Raw genomic sequence first — 13170 nt, forward strand, 5'->3', positions numbered from 1 at the left:
CGGGATGAAGTGGATCGTCAGACAGTGGCGATCGTGTAGGGGATCTCGTCCAGCAGTTCCCGGGCCAGGAAGCCGATCCGCCCGTACCGGGGGACGAGCCGCTGCCCGCTCACCGCGTGCGCGAACGCCGCCCAGCAGGCCGCCTGCGCCGGGTCGGCCCCCCGGGAGAGCAGGCCCGCGAGCAGCCCGGACCGCACGTCGCCGCTGCCCGAGGTGCCCAGGCCGGCGTCACCGCTCTCCTCGCGCCAGGCCCGGCCGTCCGGTGTCGCGATGTGGCCGTACAGCGAGACGACCGCGTCGTACCGGCCGGCCAGTTCCACCGCCTCGGTGTCCAGGTCGTCGCCCGGCTCGCGGCCCAGCAGGTGCCGCGCCTCGGTGCGGTTGGGGGTGAGCACCACCTTGCGGCCGGAGCCGGCCAGCAGGTCCGGCGCGTGGCTGAGCGCGCCGAGCGCGTACGCGTCGAGCACCAGCGCGGTGTCCGGGCCGGCCGCGTCCAGCACCAGGCGCAGCAGCTCTCCGGTGGCGTCGATGTCCTTCAGGCCGGGGCCGACGGCCACCACGTCCGCCTCGGTGACCAGGCCGCGGAGCACGTCCCCCGGGTCGCCGCGGACCGCGCCGTCGTCGGTCTCCGGCAGGCCGACCACCAACGCCTCGGGCACCTGGATGCTCAGCGACGTGGCCGTCGACTCGGCCGCGGCGAGCTGGAGCACGCCGGCCCCGGCCCGCAGCGCGGCCACCCCGGCGAGCAGCACCGCGCCGGGGGTGAACCGGGAGCCGCCGACCACCAGCACGGTGCCGCGAGCCTCCTTGCCGCCGGTGGGCACCGGCAGCGCCCAGTCCCGCAGCAGCGCGGGGGTGATCACGTCAGACCGGCTCGGCATGGACCTCGTCCTCCCTGGTGGGCTTCGCCCCCTGCTGGTGCAGGTGAGCGACGTCGTTGAACACGTCCGGCACGAGCCGGCCGGCGTCGTCCGCGTGCCAGCCGGTGACCGAGCAGTTGGCGATCACGTGCTCGCGGGTCAGCGCCATCAGCTCCGCCTCGGTGAGCCCTTCCACCAGATAGCGCAGCAGGAAGACGAGCGCGTCGTGGCCGAACAGCAGCACCCGGCCCCCGTCGTGGTCGCGGCGCAGGTCGCCGAGCAGCGCCCGCAGCCGCAGCGCCACGTCGGTCCACGACTCGCCGCCGGGCGGCCGGTAGTAGAACTTGCCCAGCCGGGTACGCCGTTGCGCCTCCTCCGGGTAGCGCCGGGTCACGCCGTGGGCGGTGAGCCCGTCGAGGATGCCCAGCTCCCGGTCGCGCAGCCGCTCGTCGACGCTGGCCGGGATCCCGGTGCCGCCGAGCGCCAGCTCGGCGGTCCGCGCCGCCCGCAGGTAGGGCGACACCACCGCCACGTCCGGGCGCCGCGATTCCGGCAGCCCGGCCAGCCAGCGGCCGGTCGCCCGCGCCTGCTCCTCGCCGGTCGGCGACAGCGGCACGTCCGCGTCCCGGTGGGTGAGGTCGATCAGCTCGGCGCCGGACGTCTCGGCCGCCGTGGCCGCCACGTTCGCCGTGCTCTCGCCGTGCCGGACGATCCAGAGCGATGCCAACTCCGCCATGCGGCTCCGGTACCCGGGCTCGACCGGGGATAACCGTGCCGGACGGGTGGCGCCGCCGGCGACGCTGTTCGACGTGTACGGGCCGGTCCTCCTGACGGCGCTGGCGCTGGGCGGGCCGCTGACGGCCCTGCTCGGAGCGCTGCTGCCGGCCGGGTGGCCGGCCCGGACCCGGACCGCGACGGCCCTGCCCATCGAGTAGCACGCCGGCGGTGTCACGGGTGTCGGTGGGGCCGGTTATGGTCCCCGCACACTGCGGGCGATCAAGGAGACGGTGTGCGCAGATTCGAGTTCGTGGGCGGCGGTTCGGCCAAGTTCTGGGAGGTCGGGCAGCGCGACGCGACGGTGACGGTCCGCTATGGATCCATCGGCTCCCAGGGCCGCACCCAGGTCAAGGAACTGGGTTCGCCGGCCGAGGCCGCCGCGCACGCCGACCGGCTGATCGCGGAGAAACTGCGCAAGGGGTACGCCGAGACGACAGTCGCGCCCTCGGCCGGGCACACCGGAACGCCGGCCGTCGAGCCGGAAGCGCCGAGCCGCGACCCGGAAGCGGCCGGCGCCGATCCGGCAGGTGTCGACCTGGCCGGCGCCGACCCGGCCGGCGCGCCGTCGGCCGCGTCGCCCGCCGGCGAGCTGCCGGACGAGGACGCGTTCGAGGTTCCGGCCGGCTGGCGGCGGATGCTGGTCCCGCGCCGGGGCGGCGCACCGGGCCTGGCCCTGCCGAGCGCCGCGAAGGGCCGGGCCGCCGGGCGGAAGGTGCTGGACTCGGTGGCCGCCCAGGTCGCCGCCACCGCGCGGGCCACCGACGATCCGGAGCTGGGCCCGGCGCTGCGCGGCTACCTCGACGGCGAGCACAGCCCGCTGGGCGGGGCCGCGCTGGTGGCGGCGGTGGCCGTGGGGCTCGCCTATCACGGGCGCGAACAGCAGGGTCTGGCCCTCGCCGACCTGCTGGTCGCCGATCTCGGCGTGGCCGGCGTGGCGGTCGCCGCGACCGAGCAGATCACCGTGGCCGGCACCGGAGTGGCGTCTTCACTTCCGCTGAGGCGCACCGAGGCGAACAACGCACACAACTACGGCCACTGGCGCCTGCACCAGTGGGTGCTACGCCGGGTCCGCGCGCACCTCGTGGCGGCCGGCGAGGCCGACTACGCAGCGGTCCGCGCCGCCCTGGTCCCGTACCGGTCCGGGCCGCTGGCGGCGCGGGCGGTCACCTCGTTCCTGCTGCCGACCGAGCGGGAGTGGGTGGCCCAGGACGTCGCCGACGTGGCGCGCGAGGGGGGTCCGCTCCTCGCCGAGCTGCTGCTCTGCGCGGTCGACGACGTGGACGCGATCCACACCCTCGCCGGGCACCTGCAGGTCTACCGGCTGATTTACGACCAGGCGCCGATCGCCACCGTCACCGCGGCGGTCGGGCCGCCGATCGCGCCGGTGCTGGTCGGCTGGTTCGACCACGAGCACGCCCGCGCGGACGGCCACAAGTTGCTCGTGTCACTGCTGTCGGCCCTGCCCGGCGACGAGCCGATGGCGGCGCTGCTCGACCGCCTGGACCGCAGGTACGTCCCGCCCGCGGTGACGGAGATGCTGCGCCGCTTCCCGGTGCGCGGCGTGCGCCTGCTGGCCGGTGCCGCGGACGGGCGCAGCCCGGTGGCGCGGGAGGCGGCCACGTTGCTGCGCGCCCACGTACTGGCCAACCCGGCCGCGGTCGAGGCCGCGCTGCCGGCGTTGGAACCGGCGCAGCGCGAGCGGGTCGAGCGGGTCCGCGACAGCGCCTCGGCGCTGCCGGTCGCCGGGCCGGACCGGCTGCCGCCGGTGCTGGTGACGCCGCCCTGGTCGGTCCGGCGCGTACGAGCCACCCCGCCCGTGGTGGACGGCCTGAAGCGGCCCGCCGGGTCCGCCACGGCCTGGCTGCCGGGGGAGCGGGAACGGTGGGCCGCGATCGTGCCCGGCTGGGCCGGCTACTGGCACGGGAACGATCTGAACGTGCTCGCCGCCGAGGTCGCCGCCGGGCGCGCCGGATCGTACGAGGCGATCCACTTCTTCGTCCGGGCCACCGAGGAGCTGGCCCGTCCGCTGCTGCCGGCCTGGCGGCCCGACGAGTCCTGGGGCGCCGACGAGTGGATGTGCCGCCTCGCCGGCCGGTACGAGCTGGACGCGCTGCCCACCGCGCTGCACCTGGCCCGCACCGCGCCGAAGAGCGTCGGCGAGGCGCTGCTGCCGTACGCCGATGCTGAGGTCGCCGACCTGATGGCCGACTGGCTCGACCGGCTCAAGTCGGCCCGCCCGGTCGCCCGGGCCTGGCTGCGGCGGCACCCGGAGTACGCCGCGCGGGCGCTGCTGCCGGCCGCCCTGGGCGCGACCGGTCCCCGCCGCCGGGCCGCCGAGCGGGCGCTGCGCCTGCTCGCCGCCGAGCACCGCGAGCTGGTCCTCGGCGTGGCCCGGGAGCACGGCCAGGAGGCGCTCACCGCCGCCACGGCGATGCTCGACGCCGATCCGCTGGCCCAGCTCCCGGCCCGGATGCCGAGCCTCCCGGCCTGGCTGGACCCGGCGGTGCTGCCGCAGGTGCTGCTGCGGGACCGCTCGGCGGCGCTACCGACCGAGGCGGTACGCCACCTCTGCACCATGCTCGCCGTCTCCGCGCTCGGCGAGCCGTACCCGGGGCTGGAGATCGTCCGCGCGGCATGTGACACCGACTCCCTGGCAGAGTTCGCCTGGGTGCTGTTCGAGAGCTGGCAGAGCGCCGGCTCGCCGTCGAAGGACAGCTGGGCGTTCACCGGGCTCGGGCTGCTCGGTGACGACTCGACCGCGCGGCAGCTCGCGCCGCTGGTGCGGGCCTGGCCCGGCGAGAGCCAGCACACGCGGGCGGTGACCGGCCTGGAGGTGCTGGCGCAGATCGGCACCGACGTGGCGCTGATGCACCTCTACGGCATCTCCCAGAAGGTGAAGTTCCGGGGCCTGCGGGAGCAGGCGGCACGCAAGGTCACCGAGGTCGCCGACGGGCTGGGCCTGACGCCCGAGCAGCTCGGCGACCGGCTGGTGCCCGACCTCGGGCTGGACGCCGACGGCAGCCTGGTCCTCGACTACGGGCCGCGCCGGTTCACAGTCGGCTTCGACGAGCAGCTCAAGCCGTACGTGGTGGACGGCACCGGCGTCCGCCGCAAGGACCTGCCCAAGCCCGGCGCCCGGGACGACGCCACGCTGGCGCCCGCCGCGCACAAGCGTTTCGCCGGCCTGAAGAAGGACGTGCGTACGCTCGCCGCCGACCAGATCCGCCGCTTCGAGGCGGCCATGGTGACCGGGCGGCAGTGGCCGGCCGCGGACTTCCGCCGCTACTTCCTGTCCCACCCACTGCTGTGGCACGTCGTGCGCCGGCTGGTCTGGGCCACAGTGGACGGCCGTGGTCAGGTGGGCGCCACGTTCCGGGTGGCCGAGGACCGCACGCTCGCCGACGTCGACGACGAGACGTACGCGCTGCCTGATGACGCCACCGTCACCATCGCGCACCCGCTGCGGCTCGGCGCGGCGGTGCCGGCCTGGGCGGAGGTCCTCGCCGACTACGAGATCCTGCAGCCCTTCCCGCAGCTCGGCCGCGAGGTGTACCGGCTGGACGAGGCCGAGCGCAAGGAGAAGCTGCTGCACCGGCACATGGGCGTCACCGTCCCGGCCGGGCGGCTGCTCAGCCTGGAACGGCGGGGCTGGCGGCGCGGCAGCCCGCAGGACGCCGGCATCCAGAGCTGGCTGGAACGCGAGGTCCCCGGCGGTCGGGCCATGGTGATCGACCTCAATCCCGGCATCGCGGTCGGGGTGGTGGACATGTTCCCCGACCAGAAGATCGAGGCGATCTGGGTCAACGACGTGCCGTACGGCGACTGGTTCCCGCGCGGCGGCAAGGTCCGCCTCCGCGACCTGGACGACGTCACCGTCTCCGAGGTGCTGCGCGATCTGGCGGAGGTGACCCGGTGACCGCGTTCGACCCGGCCGCCGAGCGGGCCCAGCGGCCCCCGGCCGCCGAGCGGGCGCAGCGGCCCCCGGCCGAGGTGCGGTACGCCGACGAGCTGGCCGCGCTGGCCGCCGACGACAGCGATCCGCGCCCGCCCGGCTGGCGGCTGAGCCTGCGCGCCGCGCGCCGGTTCATCCTCGGCGATCCGGCGGCCGGCATCCGGCGCAAGTTCGTCGGCGACCCGTCGCTGATCGACCGGGCGCTCGTGGCGCTGGCGACCAGCCGCGGGCTGATGCTCGTCGGCGAGCCCGGCACCGCCAAGTCGCTGCTGTCGGAGCTGCTCGCCGCCGCGGTCAGCGGCGACTCCACGCTGACCATCCAGGGCGGCGCGGCGACCACCGAGGACCAGATCCGCTACTCGTGGAACTACGCGCTGCTCGTCGCGGACGGCCCGTCGCCGCGCGCGCTGGTGCCGGCGCCGCTGCTGCGGGGCATGGCCGAGGGGCGGGTGGTCCGCTTCGAGGAGATCACCCGCTGCCCGCTGGAGGTGCAGGACTGCCTGCTCTCCCCGCTGTCCGACCGGGTGCTCGCCATCCCGGAGCTGCCGGGCGCCGACGCCATGGTGTTCGCCCGCGAGGGGTTCAACGTGATCGCCACCGCGAACACCAGGGACCGGGGCGTCAACGAGATGAGCGCGGCGCTCAAGCGGCGGTTCAACTTCGAGACCGTCTTCCCGATCCCCGACCTCGGCACCGAGCTGGAACTTGTCGAGGCCGAGGCGGGCGAGTTGCTGCGCCGCTCCGGCGTGGCAGTGCCGCCACGGCGGGACCTGCTCGAGGTGCTTGTCACCACGTTCCGGGAGCTGCGGACCGGGATCACCGAACGCGGCGACGCGATGGAGCGGCTGTCCGCGGTGATGAGCACCGCCGAGGCGGTGTCGGTGGCGCACGCGGTCGGGCTGCGCGGCTGGTTCCTGCGCGGCGAGCCCGGCGACGCCGCCGACCTGGTCGCCTGCCTGGCCGGCACCGCCGCGAAGGACGACGCGGAGGACCTGGCCCGGCTGCGCCGCTACCTGGAGCAGCAGGTGTCCCGCCGCTCCGGCGCGCAGTGGCGGGCGGTGCACGACGCCCGGCACCTGCTGCCCGGGTGAGCGCCACCGAGGCGCCCGGTGGCGTCACGTTCCTCGGCGTCCGGCACCACAGCCCGGCCTGCGCCCGGCTGGTCGCCGCCACGGTGGCCCGGCTGCGGCCGGCGTACGTGCTGGTGGAGGGGCCCGCGGACCTGAACGGGCGGATGGACGAGCTGCTGGGAGACCACGAGCTGCCGATCGCCGTGTTCACCGCGTACCGCGACGGCACCCGGCGGCACGCGTCCTGGAGCCCGTTCTGCGCGTACTCGCCAGAGTGGGTGGCGCTGACCGCCGGGCGGGAGGCAGGTGCGCAGGTGCGCTTCATCGACCTGCCCGCGTGGCATCCCGCGCTGAGCGACCGCGCCAACCGGTACGCCGACGCCGACCAGCGGTACGCCGAGGCGGTCCGCCGGCTCTGCGCCACGCTCGCCGTGGACAACGTGGACGCGCTCTGGGACCACCTGTTCGAGATCGGCCCGGACGACGGGCTGGCCGAGCGTCTGGACACCTACTTCGACGTGCTGCGTGGCGAGTCGGCGGCGGGGGCGGACGACGCCGCCCGCGAGGCGTACATGGCCCGCTGGGTACGCGCCGCCCGTCGCCGGGCCGCAGGCCGCCCGGTGCTGGTGGTGACCGGCGGCTTCCACCGTCCCGCCCTGGTCCGGCTGATCGCCGGCCCGTGGGACGGCGGGTCGAAGGACGACGGGCCGGAGGACGACTGGCCGGAGGTGCCCGCCCCGGCGCCCGACGCGGTGGCGGGCAGCTACCTGGTGCCGTACTCGTTCCGGCGCCTCGACGCGTTCGTCGGCTACCAGTCCGGCATGCCGTCACCGGCGTACTACCAGCGGGTCTGGGAGGACGGCCCGCGCCGGGCCGCGGAGGCGCTGACCGAGGCGGTGGCGGTCCGGCTGCGCGAGCGGCGGCAGCCCGTCTCCACCGCCGACCTGATCGCCGCCCGGAGCATGGCCGGCGGCCTGGCCCGGCTGCGCGGCCACGCCCACCCGGGCCGGGTCGACGTGCTCGACGGGCTGGTCTCCGCGCTGGTCGCCGACGCGCTCGACCAGCCGCTGCCCTGGGCGACCCGGGGCACGCTGGCACCCGGCGCCCACCCGGTGGTGGTGGAGATGGTGGCCGCGCTCAGCGGCGACCGGGTGGGCCGCCTGCACCCGGACACGCCACTGCCGCCGCTCGTGCACGACGTCGACGCGGAACTGGAACGGCACCGCATCGATCCGCGCGAGGCGGTCGAGCTGGACCTGACCGACGCCGAGGACCTGGCCCGCAGCCGCCTGCTGCACCGGCTGCGGCTGCTCGACGTACCCGGCCATGCCCGGGAGCGCGGCCCGCGCGTGGGCGCCGACGCGCTGCTCAGCGAACGCTGGACGCCCGCCCCGTCGGCGGACCGGCTGGCCCGGCTGATCGAGGCCGGCGGGTACGGCCCCACCGTCGCCGACGCCGTCACCGCCCGGATCGAGGAGCGGGTGACGCTGCTCGGCGCGGACGTGGACGCGCTCGCCACCACCCTGTTCGACACCGCGCTGGCCGGGCTGCCCGAGCACTCCACCCGGACGCTCACCGCCATCGCCCGCGCCACCGGCTCGGTCACCGACCTGCGGGCCCTGGGCCGGGCGCTCGCGGTGGCGCTGGCCCTGTGGCGGCACGACCGGCTGCTCGGCAGCGCCGGGACCGCCCCGCTCGGCGCGCTGATCACCGCCGCCGTACGCCGGGCGCTCTGGCTGGTCGAGGGCGTGCGGGCGGCTGCCGCACCGGCCGACCCGGGACGGCTGACCGCGCTCGTCGCGGTCCGGGACGCGGTCCGCCACGCCGGCCCGGCGCTGGGGCTCGACCCGGCCGGCGCGCTGGCCGTGTCCGGGCGGGTGGCGGCCGACGCGGCGGCCCCGCCGGACCTGCGCGGCGCGGCGCTGGGCCTGGCCTGGTCGCTGGGGGAGGTGCCGGACGCCGCCCGCGCGGTCCGGGCCGTCGCCGCGCCGGACACGCTCGGCGACTGGCTGGGCGGGCTGTTCGCGCTGGCCCGGGAGGAGGTCGTGTCCGGTGACGCGGCGCTGCTGACAGTCGTGGACGAACTGCTCGCCTCGATGGGCGCGCACGACTTCCTGGTGGCGTTGCCGGCGTTGCGGCAGGCGTTCGGCTGGTTCCCGCCCCGGGAGCGGGCGGAGGTGGCCCGGCACGTGCTGGCGCTGCACGGCGGCGACGCGCCGTCCGGTGACGTGCTGCGGCTGGACGCCGACCCGCTGCTGGTGGCCGCCGCCCGGGCGGTGGAGGAACGGGTCGACGCGGTGCTGACCCGGGAAGGGCTGTGGGAGGGGGACGGGACGTGAGCGACCCGATGCGGGAACGCTGGCGGCTGGTGCTCGGCGACGCCGCGCAGGACAGCCTGGGCGGCCTGTCGGCCGAGGGGGCCGGCCGGGACGCGGCACTGGACTGGCTCTACGGCCGCGACGCCGACCTCGGTCGCCGCGACGTGCGGCGCGGCGGGTCCGGCCCGTCCGCGCTGACCACTGTGGACTGGCTGGACGGGATCACCCGGCTGTTCCCCAAGGAGACGGTGCAGCGGCTCGAACGCGACGCGGTCGAGCGGTACGGCATCCACGAGGTCGTCACCGACCCGGCGGTGCTGGCCCGGGTCGAGCCGAACCCGGCGCTGCTGCGCGCGGTGCTGCGCACCAAGCACCTGATGGACCCGCAGGTGCTGCGGCTGGCCCGCAAGCTGGTCGAGGCGGTGGTGCGGCAACTGGTGGAGCGGCTGGCGACCGAGGTCCGGCAGTCGTTCTCCGGGCCCCGGGCGCGACGCCCCAGCCGGTTCCGGCAGGCCCGCAACTTCGACGTGCGGCGCACCATCCGGGCGAACCTGGCGCACTGGCGGCCGGACGAGCGCCGACTGCACGTACGGCAGCCGCACTTCTTCTCCCGCACCCGCCGCCATGTGGACCGCTGGCAGGTGATCCTGCTGGTGGACCAGTCCGGTTCGATGCTCGGCTCGGTGATCCACGCCGCGGTGACGGCCGCCTGCCTGTGGGGGCTGCCCGGCGTGCGGACCCACCTGGTCGCGTTCGACACCGACGTGGTCGACCTGACCTCCGACGTGGACGATCCGGTGGAGCTGCTGATGAAGGTGCAGCTCGGCGGCGGCACCGACATCGCCCGCGCGGTCGCGTACGGCGCGCAGCTGGTGGAGAACCCGCGCCGGGCCGTCGTCGCGCTGGTGTCCGACTTCTACGAGGGCGGGGACGCCGGTGGCCTGGTCCGGTCGGTGAGGCAACTGGTGGAGCAGGGCACGCACGTGCTGGCCCTCGCGGCGCTGGACGAGGAGGCCGACCCGGTGTACGACAGGGCCACCGCACAACGGCTGGCCGACGTGGGCGCGGCGGTAGGCGCGATGACCCCGGGCGAGCTGGCCGCGTTCGTGGCCGAACACGTCGGCCGGTAGGGGGACGTGATGACCCGCGACGACCTGATCGCGCTCACCCCGGACGTGCTGGCCGCGCTGAGCAACAGGGGCCTGGTGAAACGCGCCACCCGGGAGGTCGACGCCGGTGAGCGGCCCACGCTCACCGAGGACGCCGACGGCGCGCTGCGCGCCGCGTACCCGGACGGGTTGACGGTGACGCTGCCGGTGGGCGGCGGCCTGGCGGCCGGGATCTGCTCCTGCCCCGCGCCGGGTGTGTGCCGGCACCTGCTCGCCGTCGTGCTGACCTACCAGCGCGCGCACGCCGACGCCCCGGCCCGCGACGCCGCGCCCGGCCCGGACGCCGCACCGGACCGGGAGGCCGCGCCGGGCCCTGACACCGGCGCGTCCGGTCCGGAGGCCGGCGGTGAGCCGTGGCGGTGGTCGCCGGGCGACGTCACCGACGACGAGCTGGCCGCCGCCATCGGGGCGTCCGCGCTCGCCGCCGCGAGACGGCGGCTGCGGCGCGGCTACGCCGCTGTGGTCCACCGGCCGGACGCCGCCGACCCGGTCCCGCGCGTGGAGCTGCCCGCCGGCACCGTCCGGTTCCTGGTGCCCGGGCAGATCGGGTACGCGCGCGGCGACGCGGCCGACGACGGCGGCGAGTCGATCGCCCTCGCGGTGTGGGCGTGCCGGGCGGCCGACCGGGAACACCCGGACCGTCAGGAGGCCCAGGTACGTGTCGGCGGCGCGGCCACCGCGACGGACCATCCGGCGCTGGAGGCGGCGGTGGCGCTGGCCGCCGACGTGCTGCTGACCGGGGCCGCGCACCTGGGCTCCGGCGTGGACGCCCGGCTGGCGACGGTCCGGCGCGATCTCGACGCGGCCGGGCTGCGCTGGCCGTTGCTCGCCGTGGACGACCTGGCCGGGCAGTTGGCGGCGTACGCCGCGCGCGGCGCCCGGTACCGGCCGGAGACGTTCGCCGACCTGCTCGCCGAGCTGCCCGCGCGGCGACGTGCGGTGGTCAACGCCGGCGCCACCCCGGCGGAGCGGGTGCTGGGCACCCACGAGCCGGCGGAGACGCCGCTGCGGCGGGTACGGCTGACCGGCCTCGGCGCCCGGGTCCGGTGCGGCGGCGGCGAGGTGGGCGTGGACGTGGTGCTCGCCCACCCGGCGGCCGTCTCGGTGCTGGTGCTGCGCCGCGCCTACCCCGCGGCCGGCGACGGCCCGCTTACCGGGCACGAGCTGGCCGGGCGGCGGGTCACCGGCACCACGCTCGGCGCGCTCGCCACCGGCAACGTGGTCTCCGAGTCGGCGGTGCGCAGCGCCGCGCACCAGCTCCGGTTCGCCGTTGGCCGGCTGGCCCGCACCACAGTCACCCCCGGCGCCGGGTCGTGGTCCGACCTGCCGCCCGGCCTGCTCGCCCGCGACCCGGACGCGCTCGCCGCCGAGCTGGCGGGGCGGCCACCCCGGCTGCTGCGCCCGCGCACCGCCGCCGAGGCGGTGCGGGTGCTCGCGCTCGGCGAGGTGCGTGCCATCGGGTACGCGGCCGGCGAGCAGCGCCTCGACGCCACGGTGACCGGGGCCGGCGGCGGTACGGCGACGGTGACCGCTACCCACCACGCCGCCGCCCCGGGCGCACTCGACGCGCTCGCGGCCGCGCTGGACGGCACGCACGGGCGGCCGCGCTACGTCAGCGGGGCGGTTCGCCGGGGCGCGGACGGGCTCGTCGTCGAGCCGCTGGCGGTGGTCGCTGACACGGTGGTCGTACCCGATCTGGCCCCAGGGGTGGGCGGCGGCCGGCTGGCCGGTGCGGTCGACGCCCGGTCCGACCCGGTCGCCGCCGCGCTGGGTGCGGCGTCGGCGCTGCTCGCCCAGGCCGCGCACACCGGTCTGCGGCACCTGCCGGCGGCCTTCCCGGACCGGCTGCGCGCGACGGCGGCCGCGCTGGCCGGGGTGGGCCTGGGTCGTTGCGGCGCGGCCCTGTCCGGCCTGGCCGGCATGCTCGGCGCGGATCCCGGCGAACCGGCGGTACGGGCCTGGGTGGACGCCTGGATCCGGCTGTCGGTCACGGTGGAGTCCCGGTGAGCCGTCCCTCATCGCGCCGCCCGGTCGCTACGGTGTGACGGTGGCGACCACGGCGGCGCAGGAGATCCAGGTGGGGGAGCGGCTGGTCCGCGTCTCCAGCCCCGACAAGCCCTACTTCCCCGAGCGCGGGCTGACCAAGCTGGACGTTGTCACCTACTTCCTGTCCGTCGGCGACGGCATCCTGCGTGCGCTGCGGGACCGGCCCACCATGCTGGAACGCTGGCCGCGCGGCGTCTTCGAGGGCGCGAAGGTGGCCACCCGGCAGACGAACAAGGGCGACGCGTTCTACCAGAAGCGGCTCCCGGCCGGCGCGCCCGACTGGGTGCGTACCGCGCACATCACGTTCCCCAGCGGCCGTACCGCCGACGAGGTGGCCCCGAGCGAGCTGGCCGTGGTGATCTGGGCGGCCAACCTGGGCACGCTGCGCTTCCACCCGTGGCCGGTCTCCAAGGACGACGTGGAACACCCCGACCAGCTGCGCATCGACCTCGACCCGATGCCGGGGGTGGACTTCGCCCAGGTGGTGCCGGTGGCGCACGAGGTGCGCGCGTTCCTGGCCGAGCTGGGCCTGGAGGGCTTTCCCAAGACCACCGGCGGGCGCGGCATCCACGTCTACGTCTCGATCGAGCCGCGCTGGAGCTTCGGCGAGTGCCGGCGCGCGGTGCTGGCGCTCGGCCTGGAGATGCAGCGCCGCCTGCCCGACCTGGTCACCACCACCTGGTGGCGCGACCAGCGGGACCGGCCGGTCTTCGTCGACTACAACCAGATGGCCCGCGACCACACGATGACCTCGGCGTACTCGATCCGGCCGACGCCCGCGGCGCTGGTCTCCGCGCCGCTGGACTGGTCCGAACTGGACGACGCCCGCCCGGAGGACTTCGACGTGCTGAGCATGCCCGAGCGGTTCGCCGGGCGCGGCGATCCGCACGCCGGGCTGGACGGGCGGCGGTACTCGCTGGAGCCCCTGCTGGAGCGGGCCGACGCCGAAGGGCTGGAGCCGCCGCCGGAACGCTGACC

General features: G+C 76.5%; 9 protein-coding genes. 7 read left to right on the forward strand and 2 right to left on the reverse strand.

Going from position 1 to position 13170, the window contains the following annotated elements:
• Positions 1-17: 17 nt before the first annotated feature.
• Positions 18-881 carry an NAD(P)H-hydrate dehydratase gene (locus tag ACFYON_RS09560; protein ID WP_354863632.1) on the reverse strand — a complete coding sequence of 288 codons (864 nt, stop codon included), beginning with the start codon at positions 879-881 and terminating at the stop codon, positions 18-20.
• Positions 865-1596, reverse strand: a complete 732-nt coding sequence (locus ACFYON_RS09565; RefSeq protein WP_354863630.1) for a histidine phosphatase family protein — start codon at positions 1594-1596, stop codon at positions 865-867. Before ACFYON_RS09565 ends, ACFYON_RS09560 begins: the two co-directional genes overlap by 17 nt.
• A 46-nt stretch (positions 1597-1642) precedes the next feature.
• Between ACFYON_RS09565 and ACFYON_RS09570 the strand changes: the two genes are divergently transcribed.
• From ACFYON_RS09570 to ACFYON_RS09600, 7 genes are all read left to right on the forward strand, one after another.
• The gene (locus tag ACFYON_RS09570) at positions 1643-1795 is read left to right on the forward strand and encodes a hypothetical protein (protein WP_354863628.1); all 153 of its coding nucleotides are present in this window, start codon (positions 1643-1645) and stop codon (positions 1793-1795) included.
• 74 nt (positions 1796-1869) lie between these two features.
• Positions 1870-5553: a DUF4132 domain-containing protein gene (locus ACFYON_RS09575; RefSeq protein ID WP_357707941.1), complete on the forward strand. Its 3684-nt coding sequence runs from the start codon at positions 1870-1872 to the stop codon at positions 5551-5553.
• Entirely contained in the window at positions 5550-6680 is a 1131-nt protein-coding gene (locus ACFYON_RS09580; RefSeq protein WP_355047543.1) for an AAA family ATPase, read from the forward strand. Before ACFYON_RS09575 ends, ACFYON_RS09580 begins: the two co-directional genes overlap by 4 nt.
• Complete coding sequence (locus ACFYON_RS09585; protein ID WP_355047544.1) at positions 6677-8998, forward strand: DUF5682 family protein; 2322 nt, start codon at positions 6677-6679, stop codon at positions 8996-8998. Before ACFYON_RS09580 ends, ACFYON_RS09585 begins: the two co-directional genes overlap by 4 nt.
• Positions 8995-10107, forward strand: coding sequence for a VWA domain-containing protein (locus ACFYON_RS09590; protein WP_357707938.1), 1113 nt, complete (start codon positions 8995-8997; stop codon positions 10105-10107). Before ACFYON_RS09585 ends, ACFYON_RS09590 begins: the two co-directional genes overlap by 4 nt.
• Before the next feature lie 9 nt (positions 10108-10116).
• Entirely contained in the window at positions 10117-12153 is a 2037-nt protein-coding gene (locus tag ACFYON_RS09595; protein WP_357707936.1) for a hypothetical protein, read from the forward strand.
• 34 nt (positions 12154-12187) lie between these two features.
• Positions 12188-13168 carry a DNA primase small subunit domain-containing protein gene (locus ACFYON_RS09600; protein ID WP_354863616.1) on the forward strand — a complete coding sequence of 327 codons (981 nt, stop codon included), beginning with the start codon at positions 12188-12190 and terminating at the stop codon, positions 13166-13168.
• The last annotated feature ends 2 nt before the right edge of the window (positions 13169-13170 follow it).

The organism is Micromonospora sp. NPDC005686, from assembly GCF_042871665.1.
Classification (GTDB): Bacteria; Actinomycetota; Actinomycetes; order Mycobacteriales; family Micromonosporaceae; genus Micromonospora.

What these genes read in the sequence shown, in the direction of transcription:
- ACFYON_RS09565 (WP_354863630.1), bottom strand. Translation starts at nt 1,596, where the DNA reads ATGGCGGAGTTGGCATCGCTCTGGATCGTCCGGCACGGCGAGAGCACG.
- ACFYON_RS09595 (WP_357707936.1), top strand. Translation starts at nt 10,117, where the DNA reads ATGACCCGCGACGACCTGATCGCGCTCACCCCGGACGTGCTGGCCGCG.
- ACFYON_RS09560 (WP_354863632.1), bottom strand. Translation starts at nt 881, where the DNA reads ATGCCGAGCCGGTCTGACGTGATCACCCCCGCGCTGCTGCGGGACTGG.